At 58.5% G+C, this 21,111-nt stretch carries 20 protein-coding genes; 8 read left to right on the forward strand and 12 right to left on the reverse strand.

Annotated elements, in window-relative coordinates:
* The 3 genes from RHIBUN_RS0103885 to RHIBUN_RS0103895 all read right to left on the reverse strand — a co-directional run bounded on the left by RHIBUN_RS0103885 (position 1) and on the right by RHIBUN_RS0103895 (position 3,346).
* Positions 1-891: a sugar ABC transporter permease gene (locus RHIBUN_RS0103885; RefSeq protein ID WP_025658536.1), complete on the reverse strand. Its 891-nt coding sequence runs from the start codon at positions 889-891 to the stop codon at positions 1-3.
* Positions 888-1,997, reverse strand: a complete 1,110-nt coding sequence (locus RHIBUN_RS0103890) for an ABC transporter ATP-binding protein (RefSeq protein ID WP_025658537.1) — start codon at positions 1,995-1,997, stop codon at positions 888-890. Before RHIBUN_RS0103890 ends, RHIBUN_RS0103885 begins: the two co-directional genes overlap by 4 nt.
* A gap of 92 nt (positions 1,998-2,089) precedes the next feature.
* On the reverse strand, positions 2,090-3,346 hold the full coding sequence (locus RHIBUN_RS0103895; protein ID WP_025658538.1) for an ABC transporter substrate-binding protein: 1,257 nt from the start codon (positions 3,344-3,346) through the stop codon (positions 2,090-2,092).
* A gap of 178 nt (positions 3,347-3,524) precedes the next feature.
* On the opposite strand from RHIBUN_RS0103895, the gene RHIBUN_RS0103900 reads away from it, so the two are divergent.
* The 3 genes from RHIBUN_RS0103900 (at position 3,525) to RHIBUN_RS37190 (ending at position 5,350) form a co-directional block, all read left to right on the forward strand.
* Positions 3,525-4,304, forward strand: a complete 780-nt coding sequence (locus RHIBUN_RS0103900) for a GntR family transcriptional regulator (protein WP_025658539.1) — start codon at positions 3,525-3,527, stop codon at positions 4,302-4,304.
* A 498-nt stretch (positions 4,305-4,802) separates the two neighbouring features.
* Positions 4,803-5,000 (forward strand): hypothetical protein, encoded by a 198-nt coding sequence (locus RHIBUN_RS37100; RefSeq protein ID WP_025658540.1) that lies wholly within the window; start codon positions 4,803-4,805, stop codon positions 4,998-5,000.
* A gap of 107 nt (positions 5,001-5,107) precedes the next feature.
* Positions 5,108-5,350, forward strand: a complete 243-nt coding sequence (locus tag RHIBUN_RS37190) for a hypothetical protein (RefSeq protein WP_084659636.1) — start codon at positions 5,108-5,110, stop codon at positions 5,348-5,350.
* A gap of 310 nt (positions 5,351-5,660) precedes the next feature.
* On the opposite strand, the gene RHIBUN_RS0103915 is transcribed toward RHIBUN_RS37190, so the two are convergent.
* Complete coding sequence (locus tag RHIBUN_RS0103915) at positions 5,661-6,746, reverse strand: LacI family DNA-binding transcriptional regulator (RefSeq protein ID WP_025658542.1); 1,086 nt, start codon at positions 6,744-6,746, stop codon at positions 5,661-5,663.
* A gap of 237 nt (positions 6,747-6,983) precedes the next feature.
* Between RHIBUN_RS0103915 and RHIBUN_RS0103920 the strand changes: the two genes are divergently transcribed.
* From RHIBUN_RS0103920 to RHIBUN_RS0103935, 4 genes are all read left to right on the forward strand, one after another.
* Positions 6,984-8,120, forward strand: coding sequence for a sugar ABC transporter substrate-binding protein (locus RHIBUN_RS0103920; protein WP_025658543.1), 1,137 nt, complete (start codon positions 6,984-6,986; stop codon positions 8,118-8,120).
* A gap of 72 nt (positions 8,121-8,192) precedes the next feature.
* A complete protein-coding gene (locus RHIBUN_RS0103925) occupies positions 8,193-9,731 on the forward strand; it encodes a sugar ABC transporter ATP-binding protein (RefSeq protein ID WP_025658544.1) in 1,539 nt (512 codons plus the stop codon).
* A complete protein-coding gene (locus RHIBUN_RS0103930; RefSeq protein ID WP_025658545.1) occupies positions 9,728-10,723 on the forward strand; it encodes an ABC transporter permease in 996 nt (331 codons plus the stop codon). Before RHIBUN_RS0103925 ends, RHIBUN_RS0103930 begins: the two co-directional genes overlap by 4 nt.
* On the forward strand, positions 10,720-11,700 hold the full coding sequence (locus RHIBUN_RS0103935; RefSeq protein ID WP_025658546.1) for an ABC transporter permease: 981 nt from the start codon (positions 10,720-10,722) through the stop codon (positions 11,698-11,700). Before RHIBUN_RS0103930 ends, RHIBUN_RS0103935 begins: the two co-directional genes overlap by 4 nt.
* A 91-nt stretch (positions 11,701-11,791) precedes the next feature.
* Here the strand turns inward: RHIBUN_RS0103935 and RHIBUN_RS0103940 are convergent, their stop codons facing one another.
* The 8 genes from RHIBUN_RS0103940 to RHIBUN_RS0103975 form a co-directional block, all read right to left on the reverse strand.
* The gene (locus RHIBUN_RS0103940; protein WP_025658547.1) at positions 11,792-12,289 is read right to left on the reverse strand and encodes an RES family NAD+ phosphorylase; all 498 of its coding nucleotides are present in this window, start codon (positions 12,287-12,289) and stop codon (positions 11,792-11,794) included.
* A gap of 7 nt (positions 12,290-12,296) precedes the next feature.
* Positions 12,297-12,647: an antitoxin Xre/MbcA/ParS toxin-binding domain-containing protein gene (locus tag RHIBUN_RS0103945; protein WP_025658548.1), complete on the reverse strand. Its 351-nt coding sequence runs from the start codon at positions 12,645-12,647 to the stop codon at positions 12,297-12,299.
* A gap of 190 nt (positions 12,648-12,837) precedes the next feature.
* Complete coding sequence (locus RHIBUN_RS0103950; RefSeq protein ID WP_025658549.1) at positions 12,838-14,091, reverse strand: amidohydrolase family protein; 1,254 nt, start codon at positions 14,089-14,091, stop codon at positions 12,838-12,840.
* Complete coding sequence (locus tag RHIBUN_RS0103955; RefSeq protein ID WP_025658550.1) at positions 14,088-15,665, reverse strand: gamma-glutamyltransferase; 1,578 nt, start codon at positions 15,663-15,665, stop codon at positions 14,088-14,090. The genes RHIBUN_RS0103950 and RHIBUN_RS0103955 overlap by 4 nt, the downstream gene beginning before the upstream one ends.
* Positions 15,665-16,858 carry an amidohydrolase family protein gene (locus tag RHIBUN_RS0103960; RefSeq protein ID WP_025658551.1) on the reverse strand — a complete coding sequence of 398 codons (1,194 nt, stop codon included), beginning with the start codon at positions 16,856-16,858 and terminating at the stop codon, positions 15,665-15,667. Before RHIBUN_RS0103960 ends, RHIBUN_RS0103955 begins: the two co-directional genes overlap by 1 nt.
* Positions 16,855-17,121 carry a hypothetical protein gene (locus RHIBUN_RS0103965; RefSeq protein ID WP_025658552.1) on the reverse strand — a complete coding sequence of 89 codons (267 nt, stop codon included), beginning with the start codon at positions 17,119-17,121 and terminating at the stop codon, positions 16,855-16,857. The genes RHIBUN_RS0103960 and RHIBUN_RS0103965 overlap by 4 nt, the downstream gene beginning before the upstream one ends.
* 225 nt (positions 17,122-17,346) lie before the next feature.
* Positions 17,347-18,045, reverse strand: a complete 699-nt coding sequence (locus RHIBUN_RS0103970; RefSeq protein ID WP_025658553.1) for a GntR family transcriptional regulator — start codon at positions 18,043-18,045, stop codon at positions 17,347-17,349.
* A gap of 254 nt (positions 18,046-18,299) precedes the next feature.
* Positions 18,300-18,980, reverse strand: a complete 681-nt coding sequence (locus RHIBUN_RS0103975; protein ID WP_245271625.1) for a GntR family transcriptional regulator — start codon at positions 18,978-18,980, stop codon at positions 18,300-18,302.
* A gap of 185 nt (positions 18,981-19,165) precedes the next feature.
* Here RHIBUN_RS0103975 and RHIBUN_RS0103980 point away from each other — a divergent pair, with 185 nt between their 5' ends.
* Positions 19,166-21,106 (forward strand): ABC transporter substrate-binding protein, encoded by a 1,941-nt coding sequence (locus tag RHIBUN_RS0103980; RefSeq protein WP_025658555.1) that lies wholly within the window; start codon positions 19,166-19,168, stop codon positions 21,104-21,106.
* Positions 21,107-21,111 lie beyond the last annotated feature (5 nt).

The raw sequence follows: 21,111 nt of genomic DNA on the forward strand, positions 1-21,111 counted from the left end.
TCAATGCCCCGCTGCCCTGTCGAGGCGCAAGGCGCCGATGATGATGATCGCGACCAGCGCAACCAACAGGAAAACCCAGGTCGAGGCCGCGGAGCCGACACCGAGTTCCTGGAAGCTGATCAGACGGTCGCGTGCGTAGATCGACACTGTCATGACCTTTTCATTGCTGGCCGCCAGAACGTAGGAAAGGTCGAACATGCGCAGGGCATCGAGTGTGCGAAACAACACGGCTACTCCTATCGCGGGTCGCAGCATCGGGAGGGTGATCGACCAGAAGCGTTTCCAGGCAGGAATGCCGTCCACTTCGGCGGCTTCGAATATTTCCTGGGAGATCATCTGCAGGCCCGCGAGAATGAGCAAAACCATGAAAGGGGTCGTCATCCATACGTCAATGAAAATGACCACCCCCATGATCAGCGAACCACTCGCAGTCCATGCCACACCATGGTCGATGAACCCAAGGGCTTCCAGTAGCTTGTTGATGACACCGAACTGGTCGTTCAACATCCATTCCCAGATCTTGGTGGACACCACGACCGGAATGGCCCACGGGACAAGGATCGCAGCGCGGGCAAGTCCCCGGCCGGGTATGGCCTCGTTGATAAGGAGAGCGATAGCCAATCCCAGCGCTGTTTCAATTGCCACCGAGATGACCGTGAAGGTCAGTGTGTTCCTGACGGCAAGCCACCAGGTGTGGTCATTGAAAACCTCGATGAGGTTGTCGATGCCCACCATGGAGTAGACGCTGGGATCGTCGAGAAAGGCGTCCGTAAAAGCGAAGAAGAATGTCCGTCCTAACGGCCATACGGCGACAAGCAGCATTGAGGCAATGACCGGCACGAGGAAGAGCCAGGCAGCAAGGTGATCGCGGCGGGCAAGGCGTGCACTCATGATAGAGCGCTCCTGACACCGAATGGTTCGGCCGACGGCAAAAGTCGTCTGCCGTCGGCGGCGAAGAAAAACAGCGAATGATCGTCGAAAGTCAGTGCAGCCGGCTTGCCGATAGCGTCGGTATCTGGTGCCGCGGGCAGGCGAACAACCCAGAGTGTGCCGCTCCCTACCCGGCAATAGGCGAAGTGTTCGTGTCCGAGGTCTTCGACCCGCTCGAGCATACAATCGAGACGCCCGGTTCCCGTTGGTACCAGGCGCAACGCCTCCGGCCGAATGCCTATCTCGGCAACCGGAATTGCATCGCTTGGCGATCGCCCAATTGCCAGGCCGCCCGGGCCGACGATGTGCTCATCGTCATGCTCTGGCTGTGTCTCGACGGCAAGGAAGTTCATGCGCGGACTGCCGATAAAACCCGCAACAAACCGATTGCCGGGCTGACGATACAGCTCCGAAGGTGTGCCGATCTGCTCTATTCTGCCGTGATTGAGGACAACAATCCGGTCTGCAAGCGTCATGGCTTCTGATTGATCGTGCGTGACGTAGATCATCGTCGTCTTGAGATCGTCATGAAGCTTGGCGATCTCCATGCGCATTTCCATTCTCAGGTCCGCATCCAGATTGGAAAGCGGCTCGTCGAACAGGAAAATCTCGGGTTGGCGCACCAATGCCCGTCCAATCGCCACGCGCTGGCGCTGACCTCCAGACAGCTCTCTCGGTCGCCGGCTCAAGAGATGGTCAACCTTGAGCATACGCGCGACCTGTTGCACCTTTTGAGCAATCGCATCGCGTCGGATGCCCATGGTCTCGAGTGCGAAACCAATGTTGCGCGCCACCGTCATATGCGGGTAGAGCGCATAGGATTGAAAAACAAAGGCAACACCGCGCTTCGAAGCGGGGACATCGGTGACATCGTCGCCACCAATCTTGACCGTTCCAGACGAGGCTGAGATCAGGCCCGCCACGATGCGCAGCAGCGTGGATTTTCCGCATCCGGAGGGGCCGACAAAGACAACGAATTCACCATCGTCGATCTTCAAGTCTACATCATGAATGACACTGTGTGTTCCGAAACTCTTCGAAACGGACTCCATCGAAACCGATGCCATCGTTCACCTTGGCTTGCGCATGGGGGCTCGACCGGCACAGAGCGCCGGCTGCAAAGGTTGCGGGAGCTGAGGCTCCCGCAACTTTCCTTCAATCAGCGGCTTTCTTTGAGCTTTTCCAGGCGCTTGGCCAGCGATGCAAAGCTGTCTTTGGCATCGCCACTGCCCGACAGCACGTCATGGGTGGCGCGATAGAAGGCCTGAGAGACACGGTTGTAGCTGGTGCCGGTGTAGCCGGACGGACGGACCGCACTATCGGCGAAGGCTTGCTGGTTGTCTTTCAGGAACGGAATTTTTTCCAGCACCTCCGGATCGCTATAAAGCGACTGGATCGAAGGGTTGAGGGTCGCCTCCACGGCACGCATCTTCTGCATCTCCGGACCCGTGATGAAGTTCACAAAGTCGGCTGCGACCTCAGGTTTGGCGCTGTATTTCGAGACGCCATAATACATGGGCCCCAGGCAGCCGCTGGACTTCTGGCCTTCCTTGCCAACCGGAAGCGGCATGACGCCAACCTTGTCGATGATCGAGCTGCCTTCCTTGTGCGATGTACCCCAGACATAGGGCCAATTGCGATGGAATACCGCGTCGCCGGATTCAAAAACTGCCCGTGACGCTTCCTCATCGTAGTTCAGAACGCCTTCCGGGCTGATCGAACCGATCCAGCCTCTGGCCTTCTCGATGGCTTCGGCGGCTTGCGGCGTGTTGATCGTAACCTTGCCGTCGTCGGATATGATCGTGCCGCCGCCATTTGATGCAATGAGTTCGATCGCATCGCAGGTCAGGCCCTCATAGCTCTTTGCCTGCCAGGCGTAGCCCCACATCTTGGCGTTGCCGGCGGCGCGCTCCTTGTCCTGGATTTCCTTTGCGGTCGCAGCAAGCTCATCCCAGGTCTTGGGAGGCTGCTTGCCATACTTTTCCAGGAGATCCTTGCGATAGAACATCAGGCCCACGTCCATGTAGGCAGGCATCGCGACCAGGTTGCCGTCCAGCTTGGCAGCGTTGAGCGTGGAAGTGAAATGCTTGTCCTGGTCGGCCGCAGGAATCATGGTTTTCAAATCAAGCAGGTTGGCCTTGAACATCCCGAGCCAGATGACGTCGAGAAACAGAACGTCGATATCCTTGGACTTTGCCGCCAGCAATTGCTGATAGAGCGGGATCGCGTCGTCGAGGAGAGCCGGCATCTTGTTAATTTTTGCTTCGTTGCCTGTCTTTGTCTTCCAGGCGTCGGCAACCTTGGTGCAAAGTTCGAATTCGGTTGGTGCGCAGAATACGGAGATGCTTTCCGCATGCGCGGCACTGGCCCATAGGCCGGCATAGACTGCAACTGCAGTAAGGCATTTCTTCAACATGGGCTGTTCCTGTCTTTATCACACTTGAGCGGTGCGGAACTCTCTGGTTCCTGACCTAGTAGGACTGGTTATGACCAGTCATGTCAACTGGACTCTTTTGTCCCTTGTGGGCAAAGATGCAAAAGCAAATACAAGCACCGACCAAGGGAGCGAACGCAACGTGAAGACCCGTGAACCGGTGGCAGCGCGAAAGAGGCATGCGGCAATCGATCGGGCCGACCCTCGTCCGCTTCATCAGCAGGTCTACGAAGACTTGCTGGCTACGATCCGGGAAGGGAAGGTGCCATTGCGCGGCAAGCTGCCCTCCGAACGTGAACTCGTTTCACTTTACGATGTTAGTCGCATCACGGTGCGGCATGCGGTGCGCGAACTGATCCGCCAGGGCGTTGTTCAAAGTCAGCCGGGCAAGGGCTTGTATGTTGCGGAAAATGGAGGAGGATTTGAACTCGAGGTCCTCAGAAGCTTTACGAGCACCGCACTGGCAAGTGGTCGCGTGCCCGGACATCGCCTGCTTGCGATGGAGGTCGTAAAGGCGTCGCTTGACATCACCCGGCCGCTGCTCTTGCCTCCCGGATCGGATGTGATCGTGCTGTCGCGCCTGCGGCTACTTGACGGCGTGCCGGTCGTCCTCCAGACCGACTGGATAGCGGCCTCCCGCGCGCCGGGATTGACCGGCATGGACTGGACGGTCGCAAATCGCTCGCTCTATACCGAGCTGCGCGAAGTCTACGGTATCCAGCCGCGGCGGGGGCAAACGACACTCAGTGCGCGACTGGCGGATCCAGCCGAAGCTGCGATGCTCGAACTCCCGTCACCTTCGGCCGTGCTCACTGTCGATCAAATCGCCTTTGACGAGCGGGACCGGCCAATCAACATGACTGCGCTTGTCCATCACCCCGGCCGATATCCGCTCACACTGCTACAGTCAGCCACGGGTGACTTTCGTCAATACTGGTAGGTGCGTCTGCATTTTAGCTCAGCACAAGTTGCCGGCGATCCGCAAGACTACGGGAGCCTTCGGGAGCTCAATCCGCGTCGCGCCCTCAGGAAGCAGTTTTGCTCGGTGACGCGGTGACACATACGGCCGCTCCGACAATATTGCCACCGCACTTGGACGCACGTACGTCATTTCTGCTTCGCAGATGCGGCAATTATCATATAATTCAACCCGCTAAAAATTACACTATTTCAGTTGCTTATCTGACTTTTCTCGAATAAGTCTTGTTATGGGAGAGGTGCCCAATATCAAAATTTGGTACTTGCACTCAGTGTTGGTTGACGACGCTTGAGGAGGATAAGACATTGCGTCCGAGCGTTTCTTTATTCGCAATTGTGCAGCGGGTGCGCCATCGCGTTTCAACCCGATATCGAGCCGCACCGTCGGTCTGACCCGTCGTAAATCCATCACCGAAAATTGCTTATGGTCCGCGCGATGGTGTGTGCCTCGGGGTTTGTCATGCAGAAACAGGCTGTCGTTTTCAATGGTCAGGAAGTCGGGATCGCTGTTCCCGTAGAAACTCGTCTGAAGTTCATCGCTGTCCGGTTCAGCGTCATTGATCTGGACAACATGGTCTTCGATACGATTAGCGAAATCCGGCGCGCGATTGTTGCGCATCTTGCGAGCGACGGACGACAGACCATCACGTCGCAATGAGCGCCCGGGCGCGCCTTGACGGTCGCCACTCGAACTGGCCGGAGCCTGGAGATGCTCGCACAGGTTCTGGCCGAGCAGCTCGTGTAACTCTTGGGGGGAGGTAAGGAATGCTAGTCTCGTGTATCCTCGAAGCCGATTTGGCCGTGCTCTCGCTGTCCGTTCAATCCTGGTACCGACATTACCGGGCCAAACCAGATGACAGAACGTCGGAAGTAATCTGCAGCGCGGCAGTCGACCTCTTCAATCGCGGTCATCGCACTCAGGAGGAACTGACCCGGATATTGATTGCTCGGTTTCCCGGAGCGCCTGTCACATATGTCAATGCGCCCACGGCTGGTGCTCTTCATTAGCCCAAGGTTGAGCATCGCCTCGCTCTTCCTGCGTGGCGATGCCCCCTCACGCAACCATCCCTCCAACGGGAAATCCGCCACAAATTGCGCGTCGAGCGTTCGCTGAGTAAGCTCAGCGAACATGAATCGATAGCTGATGTCGATCTCTTTCATTGTTGACGTTCCGTATCCGCGCCGCGGCCTCTCGTTGGCAAGTCCGCTCGGATTGCCGTTATAAGTTTCTGCCAAGACCTTATAGCTCGATCAGTTGCCGTAACGGGCCAACTGCTGCAAAACCCGAAAACGGCGTTGGGATGCAATTTGCATCGATTCAATCGTCGGACTGCTCGCCCTCGTTGGGTGGCCTGATCGCGCCGGCACTCGAATTGCTCGTCCGGTTCGTGAAGACAAGGTCGCTAGAAGTGCTTTCGCGCACGACAAGCGCGAATCCCATGTCGATTTGTTCGGGTCCGGATTTTGTTGCTGCATCGAGCGCCAGGAGAACCTTCTCGGCAGCAAGCCTGCCGGTTTCGTAACGGCGGGTGGCGATCGAGGAAAGGGACGGTGCTGCGCAGGCTGAGAATTCGAGGTCGTGAAAACCGATAATCGAAATATCGTCCGGCACGCGGATGCGTCGCTTCCTGCACTCCTGCATTGCGCCAAGAGCCAGGTTGTCGTCCGTACAAAATATCGCCTCGGGCAGATCGCCGCGGTCATCCATCTCGCCAAAGAGCTCGGATCCGAGCGCCACCGAACTGTGGCGCGGTCTATGCGCAATCATTTCCAGACTTTTCAGGCCAACTTCCTGCATCGCATTGTGATACCCGTCAAAGCGTGACTGGGCGCGATGGTCGAGATTGCCTGTCAGGAACGCAATCCGTCGGAACCCGCAATCAATGAGATGGCGGGTTGCAACGTGGCCCGCATGCTCCTGTGACATGCCGATGTTGAGATCTATTGGATCGTCGGACAATTCGAAAGTTTGCACAACCGGAAGTCGCGCCTGGACCAAAAGCTGGCGTGACAGTGCCGTATGGTGAATACCTGCAATGATGATCGCTTCCACCCGCTGACCAAGGAGCGCCTTGATCGCATTCTCCTCCTCCACTTCCGAGTATCTGCTGTTGACCACGACGACCTGGAAACCTGCAGCGATTAGAACTTCGTGCAGCGCAAACAGGTATTCCGCAAAGATGACATTATAGAGCGTCGGGACGATCACGCCGATCGTGTGGGTGCGCGACGAGGCAAGTCTGCTTGCCGCCACATTCGGCACATAGCCCAACTTTTGGACGGCCTCGATAACGCGCAGCCGCAAGGTTTCCGAGACCGTGGCCGGCTTCCGGAGCACGCGCGAAACCGTGATCGGGCTGACACCCGCCAGGCTCGCAACATCGTCGAGAGTTATTCGGCGCATTAAAGCATTGTCCAAATACAAAAGGTCACAGCGCAGCGAGAAACAAGCATAACAAAGTGATACTCCACAATTGACAGCGCTATCAAATAGAATTTGACAGCGCTGTCATGTATGTTAACGTTTCGATCGTTCCGCAAAGGGCAGGGTGGAGCCTTTTCGGGCCAAGCGTACCAATGACAATACTGGAGGTTAAGAATATTGGAGGGCGGCTGCGTCCGCCTCTGGAGGAGGACATCCATGCTTAAAAACGTGAAAGCGAATTCTGCGCGCGTTGCGGTTTCCGCACCGATCCTTGCGCTGTTGTGCGGCGCTGCATATGCAGAACCGAAAGTTGTGAACGGACCAGCAGCAGATCCAGGCTGCATGACGCCTTGGGCTTCCGATACTCAGTTTCTGCAGTATCCGAAAAAGGAAGGTCCTTACCGCATCGCGCTCGCCAACGGCTACATTGCCAACACATGGCGCATCCAGATGGTCCAGACCGCAAAGGCCTATGCGGCGCAACCGGACGTCAAGGCGAAGTTGAAGGAGTTCAAGGTTGTCTCAACCGGAGAAGACGTGCCGGCACAGATTTCAGCGATCAACAACTTCATCGACGCCGGCTATGATGCGATCGTCGTCAATGCCCAAAACCCGACAGCCTTTGGCCCCGTGATCAAGAGAGCCAAGGAAGCTGGCGTCGTGCTCGTCGCATTCGACAACACACTGGACACGAAAGACGCGATCAACGTCAACGTCGATCAGAAGGGCCTTGGTGTCACATGGGCCGAGTGGCTTGTCAAACACCTGCCGAACGGCGGCAAGATTTTGGAAGTCAGGGGTGTCGCTGGCACGTCCGTTGATACCGACCGCCATAATGGCATCAAGGAAACACTGGCAGCCTCCGGCAAGAAGTTCGACGTGACCGAAGTCGTCGGCAAATGGGATGACGGCGTTGCCCAGAAGGCCACAGCAGATGCTATAGCGACAAATGGACCCTTTGACGGGATTACCGCCCAGGGTGGCGACACCGGTGTCGTTCAGGCGATGATCGACGCGAAGCACCCCTTCGTTCCGTTCGGCGGCGAGACCGAAAATGGCTTCCGAAAGCTTTGCGCCGCTCATGCGGGCGAGGGGCTAGTTTGCTCGTCAGCCGGGACAGGGCCAGCTCAGGTTGCTGTCGCCATAAAGACTGCCATCGCAGCTCTTGAGGGCCAAGTGGTCCCGCAAGCCGTCAAGTTGCCGACGGCACTCGTGTCGCATCCCGACTTTAAGAAGGATCAGGACTATTACCCTGACCAGTCCGACAACTTTTTCGTCGGCAACTCCTTCCCAACTTGCGGCATCAATTTCACGGCGCAAGAAATCATGGGGCAGACCAAGGAAAACCAATAGCAGCAAGTGCTCATGGGATTGACTGCGGGCATGCGTGCTCGCAGTCACAGGCGAAATGCACCCGATGGGAGGGTGATCTTGTCAGAACCACTGTTGCGCATGGAAGGCATATCGAAACGCTACGGCGGCGTCATAGCCCTCAACGAAGCCGATATTGCAATTCGACCCGGCGCGATCCATGCCGTCCTCGGCGAGAACGGTGCAGGAAAATCGACGCTGATCAAAATCATGGCCGGGGTGACGGCACCCGACGACGGCCGAATGCTGCTGGATGGCAAGGCGGTATCTTTCTCGTCGCCTGCGGTGGCGAATGCGGCAGGGATCGTTTCGGTCTTTCAAGAGCTGTCGCTCATTCCCGACCTTTCGGTCGCCGACAACATCGTCATCAGCAATCCGCCCACGCGTTTCGGGATGATCGACCGCGGCGCCCAGCGACGGATCGCCGAGGAGGCGCTTTCGCGCGCCGGCGCCTTCGACATTCATCCGTCATCGCTGGTCAAGGACCTTCCGCTTTCCCGTCGGCAAATGGTCGAGATTGCCAAGGCTCTCGCGCGCAGCCCTCGGCTGATGATCCTGGACGAGGCGACCTCCGCCTTGAGCAAGTCAGATGTCGACAAGGTCTTCAGTGTCCTGAAGCGACTGCGATCGGAGGGATTGGCGCTCGTCTATATTTCGCATCGCATGCATGAAATTGCAGAACTCGCCGACGACTGTACCGTGTTCCGGAACGGGCGTAGCATCGAATCCTACAAGGCCGGGACAAAGACCGATCAGCAGGTTGTTGAGCTGATGATCGGTCGGGAATACAAAAGTGTGTTTCCAGCCAAGCCGGGCGTCGAGATTTCGAGGCCGCCCGTCCTTTCCTGCTCTGGCTTGTGCTGGGGGGATCGTCTGACTGACATTACATTCGATGCGCGCCCGGGCGAAATTGTGGGCGTGGGCGGCCTGGACGGGCAGGGTCAACGCGAGCTCCTGCTGGCGCTTTTCGGCGTGCTTCGCGACGTCAGGGGCGACGTGCGGATCGATGGTCGCAGTGTGCGATTGACCAGTCCCAAGGAGGCGAAGTCGCAGGCAACCTCCATTGCTCTCATCCCGGAAGATCGAAAGACCGAGGGGTTGATGCTGCCCATGACAGTGCGGGAGAATCTTTCGATAGCAGCCCTTGGCAGCGTTTCGCGGAAAGGTGTCATCGATCGCGGCGCAGAGGCCGCTTGCGTTAACGAACTCTTGAAGCTCCTTGCCATCAAAGCGGCGAACATCGACATGCCGGTCAGCAATCTGTCCGGTGGAAACCAGCAGAAGGTTGTCATTGCCAAATGGCTGATGAACCAGCCCCGGATCATACTGTTGAACGATCCCACACGCGGCATCGACGTCGGGACCAAACAGGAGATTTACCAGCTGCTGCGAAAGCTTGCGGACGGTGGCGCGGCAATTATCTTCTATTCCACCGACTACGACGAGCTGATTGGTTGCTGTGATCGAGTCCTTGTGATGTACGACGGCACGATCGCCAGCATGCTTGAAGGTGACAATATCAACGAGCGCGCGTTGATTGGCAGTGCGTTGAACATCGCTGGCAAACAGGTGGAGCGGGGGCCAACACTGTGAACACGGGAAAGGTCGGTGAATGGCGATTCCGGTACGAGCTTCATAAAGGAACGCTTCTTGCCGCGGCCCTCTTTGTGGTGATGTTCGCCATCTATGTTTCCAACCATCCAGCCGGCTTCACACCAAACGTTGTGCAGACAGCGTCCAACAAGGCAACGCTCCTCGCCTTCGTCGCGATGGCGCAATGTCTCGTGGTGATCACGGCGGGCATAGACCTTTCGGCCGGGATGGTTCTGGTTCTGTGCAACTGTCTCGCATCCTGGCTTGTCGTCGGCACACCGCTGCAGACGGGCTTCGGCATCGTCGCCGTGCTGGCGGCGGGTCTCGCCTGCGGCACCTTGAACGGTCTGATCATCATCTTCGGCAGACTGCAGCCGATCGTCACGACAATCGCCACCAGTGCTATCTTTTTCGGGCTTGCGCTACTTTTGCGCCCAACGCCGGGCGGCTCTGTTAACGAGACACTTGCTGACGTCTTTACCTCCAAGATATTCGGGGTGTTGCCCACCAGCCTGATCGTTCTCGCTGCCACGATACTTTGGGTCTGGATCCCGTTCAGCAGGTCGGTTTATGGGCGCGCAGCCTACGCCGCCGGGTCTTCGGAATATGCTGCCTATATGTCTGGCATGCCGCTCAAGCGGGCTAAGCTTCTGGCCTATGCCCTTGCGGGGCTCTTGTCGGCCATTGGCGGACTTTATCTCACCTTCTTTTCCTATACAGGCGAGGCGGCCTTTGCGAGCGGCAATGCTTACACGCTCTACTCGATTGCCGCAGTTGTCCTTGGAGGCGTGTCTCTGGCGGGGGGAAAGGGCAGTGCCGTCGGCGCCGTGTTCGGGGCGCTTGCCTTCCGCACGATCGGCGATCTTCTTTTCGTCTTTGATCTCGACCCACTCTGGCAGCCTCTGTTCCAGGGCATCGTGTTGATGCTGGCGATCGGCATTGGCTCGATCGGGCTGGCCCGTGTACGCAATCGACTGGAATGGTTCCAATGAGCGAAGATGCTTTCGGCATGCGGCATTCAATCATTCCTCGTCGGCTGCGGGGAAGAGATCCCGCGGTGGCGATCGCCTTCGGTTGCATCCTGCTCCTGCTGCTTGGCGGATCGATCTATTCTTCGAATTTTCTCTCGCCCGATTACCTCCTGCAACAGTTGAAGGTGGCCTCTTTCCTCGGCGTGATCGCGACGGGGATGATGATGGTAATCCTGCTCGGGCAGATTGATCTGTCCGTTCCGTGGACCGTGACCGCTGGCGCGATGATGGCCTGTGCCGCGACGGCTTATGGCGCAGGTGGATCACTCCTGGCAATTCCATTCGGAATTACGTGCGGGGCAGCGATTGGTCTGGTCAACGGACTTGCCGTCGCCTACCTGCGCATTCCCTCTATGATCATCACGCTTGCGACCAACGCCGTCGTGCAGGGACTGATGGTCGTCTACACGGGCGGGTTCTCGCCGCAGGATTCTGCCTCTCGGGCGATGCGATTTCTCGCGACCGGATACACCATCCCCTCTGTCCCCAACGGCGTTCTTGTCTGGCTTGCCGTTGGCATACTGGCGGTTTTCCTGTTGACCAGAACGACCTTCGGTCGATCGCTCTATGCGATCGGAAACCGCGAACGGGCGGCCTATATGTCGGGCATCGATACCCGGCGTGTTACCATGATCGCCTTTGTCATCTCGGGTTCGCTCAGCGCACTTGGTGGAGTCTTGCTGGCCGGTTATGCGTCGAAAGCCTCACAGTCGATGGGCGACGCCTATCTTCTGCCGTCAATCGCGGCCGTGGTCCTTGGTGGAACCCATGTACTTGGTGGAAAAGGGACCTACCTCGGTACGGTAGCAGGTGTGATCCTTATTACCCTACTGCAGTCGATCCTCTCGGTAATGCAAATTGAAGAAGCGGGTCGCCAGCTGATCTACGGCGTAGTGATCGTGAGCATGCTTTTGCTCTATGGCCGACAGAAGACCTGAAGCCGGTTGGCGGCGGATCCGCTATTGAGCCCGATCGAACGTTGCGACGTTCAAGTCATACACCAATGCGATTGCGATCAGCTGAGCCTAGCTAAGGCGACAGACGATGTTCGTCGTCGATGAGCGTCACCCGACTGGGTAACGCGACGCTCCATTGCCAGAGGACAAGGTTGAGATCATTGTCAGTTGCCCCGTGCGCAAAACTCCTCACTAGCAATCCGTGAAAACCCGCTTGGCTGAGTGCGCGGGCGAACGCCTGCGTCAATGCCTCCCCGTGTTTCCTCATTTGATCGCGCCATGCCGGATCAGCAAGCATGCTGGCGTCCATTCCTTCGCTTCGCAGAGCAACCTCGTCCCGGCAGTCGAAAACACGCTCAATGACAGCGTCGTAAGATACCAGCGTGGTCGGCTGCAAGCTGCCGACCTGATTGGCCTCGCGTAGCGCGGCAATTACGGAAAGAGACGTATAGAGCGCCGGGGTTCCTTTTCGGTTGAACCGTCCGCCATAGAGTTCCGCTCCACGCCCGGACAACGCGTCTTGCGCGTAGATCGGGTTGAGCGCGCGATAAAGGGTGCCCTTAAAGTGCATCGGCAAGTCAGGCGTGAACGCCCGCATCGACTGCATCGATGTAGTCAAGGACGTCGTTCGCGCGTCCATCACGCACCAGTTGCATTGCCGTCAAACCAGAAAATCCCGACAAAGGCTCCGAGCGATACCAGGCATAAGCCATCAGAGCCGAACCGAACCGGGGCTCGACCTTGTTGATGACTTCTGTGACCTCGCGTAGTCGCCGCTGCGTCTTGTCGGAACGAATGCGATCCTTACGCTGGATGGCATCCTTGCCAAGTCCAGCGGTCAGCGCGATTTCCTCGCTGGTCGTGCGCAATGCTTGCGCGATCTTGCGGGGCGAGAACAGGCCGCCGTCTGCATACCGAGCAAGACCCATGATATCCAAAACTCCCATACATGCCATTGATACTGACGTTATATAGCGTCAATTTCACTGTGATTCAATGGCTGGCACATTGGCGCCGGAACGGCGTCCCCTTGAACCCTCCGTCTGATTTGTTTGCAGGCCAGCAGGCTCAGAGCCACACAGGCACAAGACGGTTACACGGTCGGCGTTGGTACCGCGTTCACACAAGTGAACGTCTGCGGATCCGAGCTCGACCATTGTTGAAACTCATGTGGCCATTCTTCCAGCCGGCGAGGACACGGCCGACCTCGCGCACAGCCGCCATCGGGCCGACCGCATCGACAAGCACGATGGTCGCGTCACCGCCGACCCAAAGGCCGTGCGGAACGCCGAGTTGCCTCGCTGCCGATTGCCCTACCATTTCAAAAACCGAGCGCATGTCGTCGTCCCGCGAAAGCTGTGCGATATTGGCATAGAGATTTGCCATGCGGATCAGCGAGGCGTCGCCATAGGGAGTGAAAGGGTTCATGACGTTGTTGGTGGCGATTGAGGTGACGACGCCCCGCCGCGCGATGACATGCGCCGGTGCGACGCCCCGCGGCACCAGTCGGTCGTGCCCGCGGCCAGTGAGGAAAAGATCTGTCGCCGGAAGAACGGTAAGCGCGATGCCCGCTGCAGCAAGTTTGTCGGCGATATGAATGACATCGGCCAGCGGCATGGCCGAAAGATTGGTGACGTGGCCGATTGCGACCCGGTCTTGCCAGCCATGGCGCTCTGTGGCCGCAATAACAGCCGGCAAATCGCTCTGGCCGGGATCCAGATGGAAATCGAGATGAAAATCCACTGCGACTCCGTGCCTGACAGCGAGGGAGAAGATCAGGTCCACATGCCTGACTGGATCGGGATCAGTGTAGGGGCAGCCACCGACGAGATCAGCCCCTTCTGAGAGCGCCCGCTCGAGCATGTCCAGCATCTGAGGCTCGTTCGTGAGACCGTCCTGCGCGAACGCGCAGATTTCAATATCAATCGCAAAAGCGTATTCCGTCTTGATGCGCTTGATTGCCTCGAAGGAGCGAAAGCCTGCGCGCGGATCGATCTCGACGAAGGTTCGCATCCGTACAGTGCCGTGCGAGATCGCCTTTTCGACGACCTGGGCGGCGCGATCATAGACGTCCGCCTCGGTGAAGTCTGCCTTGGCGCTGGAGGTCTGTCGCACGGCTTCAGCAAGTGTTCCCTCGCAGATCGAGCAACGATCGAGGATGCAGGCCTTGTCCAGATGGACATGCGTGTCGACGAATCCACCAAACGCAAAAGCGCCATCGCCTTCGAAGTCCTCGACGGCCTCGCAACGAAACCCGGGCTCGATCGCTACGATCCGGTTGCCGCGAACAGCGATATCGACGAGTCCGCCATGCTCCTTCACCCGGACATTGCGGATAAGCAGGTCGAGCGGACTGTCGCTTGCAGTGCTCATAGGCCGATTGCCCCGCCGTCACTGCGAGGGTCGTGAGCTGCTTCCAACATGCCGTCACCACTGATGCGGATGATACCTGCCTGACCGCCGAGCGGACTGAGCGGAGCGATGGTCGTGACCTCATGGCCCATCAAGGCAAGCGCCGCGATCACCTCACTGCCAATATTCTCCTCGATCTTCAGGTTGTCGCGGCTATCGGAAAAGGTACGGCCCAGCAGGAAGCGTGGCCTGGAAAGGGCCGCCAGGGGATCAAGGCCATGGTCGATGAGGAGGCTCAACAGCAGTGCCAGCGTCTGCGGCTGACCGTCGGCACCTTGCGTGCCATAAACCAGATGCGGGCGGCCGCCCTTCAGCGCCAGGCCGGGATTGAGGGTGTAGAATGGACGCTTTCCAGGCCCGTAGCGGTTCGGGCTTATGGGATCAATGCTGAAGGCGGCGCCGCGGTTCTGCCAGAGAATGCCTGTATCGCCGGCAAGGACGCCGCTGCCCCAATCGAAATAGATACTTTGAAGCATCGAGGCTGCCCGCCCCCTGGAATCGACCGCGGCCAGGAAGGACGTGTCGCCCTGCCGATAGGGATGCGCCCAGGCGGCAGCACGGCTGGGGTCAATTGCGGCGGCCTTCCCGGAAAGTCGATCGGGATTAAGGAGTGCCCCGGAGGCATCGTGACCGAATGCCGGATCAGCAATCAGATGCCGGTCGCGAAATGCCTGTTTCACCGCCTCTACCAGCAGGTGATAATAGGATGCACTGTCGACCGCCTTGTCTGCCGGTAACAGATGAGCGAGCACGCCCATGATAGCGAGTGTGGTCACGCCCTGGGTCGGGGGTGGCGGCGCCAAAAGCACTGTTTCACCATAGGATAGTCGCAGGGGCGCAACGACCTGGGTGTTTGTCGCTGCAAGATCGGCAGCAGTAAGCGGCGAGCCGGCGGCAGCAAGACCGCTTGCGATGCGGCCGGCGAGCGCCCCCTCGTAGAATTCGCGGGCGCCGTTGCTGGCGATCGCTTCGAGGCTCCTCGCCAGGGCCGGCTGGCACTGGATGCCGTCCCGTCTGAAAAGGTCGCGAAATCCCGGCCACGCGACGGATTCGGCGGCGCGAAAATCGAACCAGAATGCCTGCGACGCGCTCACGGCATAACCGTTTCCGGCCAGGGCGATCGCATCGTCCAGCAATCCCGACAGGCTCTCGGTGCCACCCCAAGCGGTTGCGGAATAGCTGAGCACCTTGTCCCAGCTGTCGACCAGGCCGGCGGTGGTCAAGGTCGAGGCAGCGCCGCGCAATGGGATCGTGTTGCCGGGGACGGCAACATCTGCCGCCTGCCCTATGCCGAGGAACGTCCGTGCATCGCCGGCCTCGTCGGAGACCATCCAGACGGCGTCTCCACCGAGGCCACAGAAATGCGGGTAGACGACCGAAAGTGCTGCTCCAGCCGCGACCAGCGCCTCGATCGCATTCCCGCCGCGTGAAAGCACCCGGGCACCGGCTTCGCTCGCCAGCCAATGCGGTGTTGTCACCATGCCATCACGCGATCGCGCGCCGCCCGTTTTGGTCTGCCTGCTTGAAAGTTGCATCAGCGGACCACTGCGCCGTTATCGGCCACCAACCGACCCTGCTTGAAGACGCGTCGCGGCTTGGGGACGGCGACGACTGCCTCTGGAATATGGTCGGCGGCGAGTGTCACGAAATCAGCCTTGGCGCCGACGGCGATGCCATAGCCTTCAAGATTGAGCGCCTTGGCGCCTCCTGTCGTAACCACATCGAAAGCGGCGGAGAGCTCGGTATCGGTATAGAAGCCGGAGCGATAGGCGATGATCTCTGCCCGACGGAGCATGTCGCCATCGCCGAAGGGCCACCACGAATCGCGGATATTGTCATTGCCTGAAAAAACATTGACGCCGGCGGCCCGCAGCAATGCGACCGGCGGGAAATTGTGATTTCCTGGAGCGTTGGTCATGATCGAGACGCCGCTTTCTGCAATGACAGCGGCGATCTTCTTTGCGGCATCCGGGGCGAGGTCCCCAAGCCCGTAGGCGTGGCTGACGGCGACATGCCCCTGCATGCCGAGTGCTGCGGTCCGCGCGCAGATCTCCTCGATCGTCATGGCCCCCATCGTCCCGGCATCGTGGAGATGTATGTCGACATCGACACCCCGTTTTTCGGCAATTCCAAAGACCACGTCGAGATGCCCCTTGATATCACGATCGAAGGACAGCGGATCGAGCCCGCCGACCAGATCGGCTCCCATGCCAATCGCCTCGTCCATCAGGTCACGCGTGCCGGGGCTCTTCAGGATACCGCTCTGCGGGAAGGCCACGAGCTGAATGTCGATGATGTCCTTGTATTCTTCGCGGACGGCCAGGATGGTTTCGAGCGATTTCAGCCCGACCGAGCCATCGACCATGACATGGCTGCGCATCTGCAGCGCGCCGTTCGAAATGCACAGGTCGAGCTGGCTGCGGGCACGTTCGTCCATCGGTGCGGCGGCTGCCAGGTTCTCGGCCTGGAAGGCGACGCGCTCATGCACGTCAAACCCGTTGGTGCAGGGTTTATGCGGGATCCACTTGTCGCCGTAGAAGCTCGTGTCCAGATGGATGTGGCCCTCAACGAAGCCCGGAACGAGAAGCGCACCGGCAATATCGAGCGTGCGCGCAGAGCCGGGGCTCGACCCAGCAGCAGCAATGGTAGAGATGCGGCCGTTGGAGACCAGAATGTCGTTGAGCGTGCCGTCGGCGAGCTTGGCGTTTGTAAAAAGTGTTTCGGTCACCGGGATCTCCCTTGATTTCTTTGTTGTATCATCAATAACCTCGCCGGCGGGATCGGGGAGGCGCCCTGCACGCCTTCGATCAGCCAGGTCATGCCCCTGATATCGGCATCCGCCAGTTCCTGGCCCTTGGTCACTTTACCCGTGCCTTTCTGGTCCTTGGTCTCGCCGCCAAACGGCTTCAGTTTGCCGCTGATGATCGACGCTTCTGCGGCCTTCATTTCGGCGGCGACCGGCTCGGGCAGGTCCGGATTCCAGGTCGTCATCTTGGCATATCCACCCGCTTCTTGGCTACATGATATCCGTAATCATGTATGCAACAATGGTGCCAGATTGTATCGGAAAAAGTTTCCGGGCCGCACAGAGTGGCTAGATATTTGGATTCGTTCGAGGAAAGCCGCTGACACCATCCCGCACACGCGTGTCGTCGCCGGTTTCGAACGTCTACATAAAATGCACAATCATGTATACATGATTGAAAAAGCGGCAGCCTAACCGCTGCCACGGGCGGAAAAGCGCGACAGGATCGAGCCGAGATCCAGCTCCGCCGCGGTATCGTCTTCGAGCAGGGCCCTGCTTTCAACCGATGACAGGTGGTCGTCCATCAGATGCTCAGCCGCAGCGATATCCCCCTTCTTGAGCGCGCCGATCAGTCCGGAATGTTCGCTGATGGCGCACTCGCTTGAGTGCGGCCGGCTGTACATGGCCAGGATCAGCGAACAGCGGGATACGAGTTCGGAGAGATATCGTTCGAGCAGCGCATTACCCGAGAGTTCCGCAAGCTTGAGGTGGAATTCGCCGGCTAGCCGGGTCGAGAGGCGCACATCCCCCTTGGCATGGGCGGCCTCTTCTTCCTGTACGTGATCGGAGAGGATCTTCTCGACTACCGGGCTCCAACGCGCGATCACCGCCTTCATCACCTCCCGTTCAAGCGCGCGCCGAACAGCAAAGGCATTGCGCGCCTCGTCGAGGCTCGGCTGGGCAACCGTGGCAGTTCGCTTGTGGTAGGTGTCGACGAGCCCCTGGGCCTGCAGTTTCGCCAGCACGGCACGAACCAAGGTTCTGCTCATTGCGAAGTGCCTGCCAATCTCGTCTTCTGGCAGCCTGGTTCCGGCTTTCAGCGCCTGTTCGATTATGGCCTGTCGGAGAGTGCGATGGGCAACGTCTACCCGGTCGGAATTCGATGACATTGGACTTCAGGAATGTTTTCGGTGAGGTATACGTTATCTCGTGATCACGCGTGCATCAAGGACTTGCCCTGTATTGCGGAAGGCGCCTCGCATCATGAGCCACAGCCATGGTCTGCTGCAAGGCGACGAACGGCCGGCGCGTGGACAAGGTCAGCGCCCCGATCGCAATTGCTGAGAGGGCCATTTCCCATCATCGAAAGGCGCGACAACCATGACGGCCCCGGCCCGGTGCGATTGCGCGAGCTTCGGACAAATCAGGACCGCTGCTTGTTGAGCCGCATGCGCTCGATGATGTGCCGTCCTGATCCACCAACATGTTTGGCAATAGCGTTCGCCGCCCCGTCCGCATCCTGCTCCTTGATGCATCCGATGAGCTCGCGATGCTCCTCAAGAACGTTCGACTGGCGGCTTAGGGAGGTGGGAAAGCCGCGACTTATCGCCCACAAAATCTGACGATGGCGAATCCAGAGATCGACAGCGTGCCTGTTGTAGTGCCGGTCGTACATCAGCCGATGAAACTGCATGTCCAGATTTGAGTGTTTCAGCTCATCCGAAAAATTCAGGGCTTCGATCTCGGCCTGAATGCGCTCCAGTTCATCGACATCTTCTCGCGTCGCAACCCCGACAAACCAGCGCGTCAGCGCCGGCTCGATCAACACCTCTATTTCGCAGATATCTCTGACGAACTCCTCGTCAATCGGCCGCACTCGGGCGCCGCGATTGGGCATCATGACCACGAAACCCTCGCCGCGCAGCTGCTGCAATGCTTCTCGCACCGGATTGGTGGAGGTGCCCATACGCGCGGCAAGCTCGGCGACCTTCAGGCGCTCGTTAGCCTTGACGCGGCCATGGATGATGTCATCGCGCAGGCGCTCGTAGATCGACGCGCCATTTTCCTCGGTCAACTCGTCACCGTCAGGCATTGTCTGGGGCATTCGCGTTATCGTGGTCATAAGACTGCTTTTAATACACTTTCCCCCGGTTTGCCAATACCTCTTCAAATTGTTTGTACATTCCGATTGACATATAATGTACGATCTGAAAGTTTTCGCTCCACGCGATAGCCGACCTGGCTTTCGTTTTCAGTCGGCGGAGAGGGCCGGTTATCAGGAGGAAAAGAATGGGTTACCAGCAACAGCTGCGTGGCCTCGTCCTATCGACGGGGTTGTTGAGTGCGGCGCTCTTGGGAGCGATTGCTCCTGCCTTTGCGGTGGATTTCAAACAGGCGCCAATGCTCGACGAGCAAGTGAAGGCCGGCAAGCTGCCAGCCGTTGCCGATCGCCTTCCTGAGCATCCCTTCGTCGAAGCTATGGTTGATGGAATAGGCAAATACGGTGGCACGCTGCGCACCACCATTCTCGCCAATGGCGACCAGTACAATCTGACCCGCACCATCGCCAATGAACTGCTCGTTCGTTGGGATCCGACCTGGCAGAAGGTGATACCTTCGCTGGCGGAGGAATTCACCGCATCGGATGATGCCACCACCTATACCTTCAAGCTTCGCAAGGGGCTGAAGTGGAGCGACGGCCAGTCTTTCACGGCCGACGACATCATGTTCTGGTACGAAGACGTGTTCATGAACGACGCGCTTTCGCCGGCCAAGAACCCGACCTTTACGGTCGCGGGAAAACCGGTAAAAGTGCGCAAGATCGACGACCTGACAGTCGAATTCAAATTCGACAGCCCCTATGGCCTGTTCCTGCAGCAACTCGCCTACGGCCAGGGTCATCTGCCGGTCATCTACCCCAAGCACTACCTCAGCCAGTTCCACGAGAAGTATAACAAGGACGGCATCCCCGCTCTGCTGAAAGCCAATCCGGCTGCAGGCGATTGGGTGGCGCTGTTCAACTCGAAGGTCTCCCTGACCTTCCAGCCGCCTTACTGGCAAAACCTTGAGCTGCCAACGATGAACCCTTGGATCCTGACGGTACCCTATGCCGACAGCGAACGCGTCGTCGCGACCCGCAATCCCTACTATTGGAAGGTGGATCCTGAGGGCAACCAGCTGCCTTATATCGACGGCGTCACCTGGGCAAAGCTCGACGACCCACAGCTGATGGCGCTGAAGATGACCTCGGGCGAGTTCGATTTCGCGTTCCGCCACATCAATAATTCGACCTTCAAGTCGGTGCTCTTCGATGGCCAGGAAAGCGGCAATTATCGCTTTGTCGACGTGAAGGACCTGCCGGCGAATGATGCCGTCATCCTGCTCAATCTCAACTCGACCGACGACACCAAGCGCAAGCTTTTCCAGAACAAGGATTTCCGCATCGCGCTCAGCCACGCAATCAACCGACAGGAGATTATCGATCTCGTCTATGTCGGCCAGGGCGCCCCGGCGCAGGTGGCGACGCAGCCCGAGCACGAGCTTTTCAACGAGCGTGAAGCCAAGCAATACACGGAATTTGATCCGAAGCTTGCCAACGACATGCTCGACAAGATCATGCCGAAGAAAGACGCGGAAGGTTTCCGTCTCGACGACAGCGGCAAGCGCTTCACCATCAACTTCATGGTGGCGGACGTTTTCGGGCTCTCCTATCCCGACGTGATGCAGATGGTGCAGAAATACGCCAAGGACGTCGGGCTCGACATCCAGCTGCGGACCACGGATCGCGCTCGCTTGAACACCATGTGGGCAGCAAACGAGCAGGACGCCTATATCTGGAACTGCGTTGGCGGCCTGTCTGAAGTCTACACCGACCCGCGTTGTTACATGCCGTTCCAGAAGGCAGACATCTTCTTCGCGATGAAGTGGAGCGAATGGTATTCGAACCACGCCACGGGCGAGGAACCTCCAGCCGAGATCAAGGCTCTCATGGCAGCCTACGACAAGGTCAACGCTGCCGTAGGCGACAACGATCGCCGCGAGAAGATGAAGGAATTCCTCAGTCTTTCCGCTGACAACTTCCTCAACATCGGCATTTCGCGCCCCATGCCGAAATACATGATGGTGTCGAAGAACCTGAAGAATGTCGTCAACGGCATTCCGATCACCGGCAATCTCTGGCATCCGGCCCCGACGCTGACCCAGTGGTACTTCGACAAGCCGGCTAACTAAACTCC

It is taken from the genome of Rhizobium sp. IBUN (assembly GCF_000510625.1).
Taxonomy (GTDB): domain Bacteria; phylum Pseudomonadota; class Alphaproteobacteria; order Rhizobiales; family Rhizobiaceae; genus Rhizobium; species Rhizobium altiplani.

Coding starts and splice junctions, on each gene's coding strand:
- RHIBUN_RS0103975 (WP_245271625.1), bottom strand. CDS start 18,980: ATGCCCCAGACAATGCCTGACGGTGACGAGTTGACCGAGGAAAATGGC.
- RHIBUN_RS0103890 (WP_025658537.1), bottom strand. CDS start 1,997: ATGGCATCGGTTTCGATGGAGTCCGTTTCGAAGAGTTTCGGAACACAC.
- RHIBUN_RS37190 (WP_084659636.1), top strand. CDS start 5,108: ATGCTAGTCTCGTGTATCCTCGAAGCCGATTTGGCCGTGCTCTCGCTG.
- RHIBUN_RS0103895 (WP_025658538.1), bottom strand. CDS start 3,346: ATGTTGAAGAAATGCCTTACTGCAGTTGCAGTCTATGCCGGCCTATGG.
- RHIBUN_RS0103920 (WP_025658543.1), top strand. CDS start 6,984: ATGCTTAAAAACGTGAAAGCGAATTCTGCGCGCGTTGCGGTTTCCGCA.
- RHIBUN_RS37100 (WP_025658540.1), top strand. CDS start 4,803: ATGCAGAAACAGGCTGTCGTTTTCAATGGTCAGGAAGTCGGGATCGCT.
- RHIBUN_RS0103945 (WP_025658548.1), bottom strand. CDS start 12,647: ATGGGTCTTGCTCGGTATGCAGACGGCGGCCTGTTCTCGCCCCGCAAG.
- RHIBUN_RS0103970 (WP_025658553.1), bottom strand. CDS start 18,045: ATGTCATCGAATTCCGACCGGGTAGACGTTGCCCATCGCACTCTCCGA.
- RHIBUN_RS0103885 (WP_025658536.1), bottom strand. CDS start 891: ATGAGTGCACGCCTTGCCCGCCGCGATCACCTTGCTGCCTGGCTCTTC.
- RHIBUN_RS0103950 (WP_025658549.1), bottom strand. CDS start 14,091: ATGAGCACTGCAAGCGACAGTCCGCTCGACCTGCTTATCCGCAATGTC.
- RHIBUN_RS0103935 (WP_025658546.1), top strand. CDS start 10,720: ATGAGCGAAGATGCTTTCGGCATGCGGCATTCAATCATTCCTCGTCGG.
- RHIBUN_RS0103980 (WP_025658555.1), top strand. CDS start 19,166: ATGGGTTACCAGCAACAGCTGCGTGGCCTCGTCCTATCGACGGGGTTG.
- RHIBUN_RS0103955 (WP_025658550.1), bottom strand. CDS start 15,665: ATGCAACTTTCAAGCAGGCAGACCAAAACGGGCGGCGCGCGATCGCGT.
- RHIBUN_RS0103965 (WP_025658552.1), bottom strand. CDS start 17,121: ATGACGACCTGGAATCCGGACCTGCCCGAGCCGGTCGCCGCCGAAATG.
- RHIBUN_RS0103940 (WP_025658547.1), bottom strand. CDS start 12,289: ATGCACTTTAAGGGCACCCTTTATCGCGCGCTCAACCCGATCTACGCG.
- RHIBUN_RS0103915 (WP_025658542.1), bottom strand. CDS start 6,746: ATGCGCCGAATAACTCTCGACGATGTTGCGAGCCTGGCGGGTGTCAGC.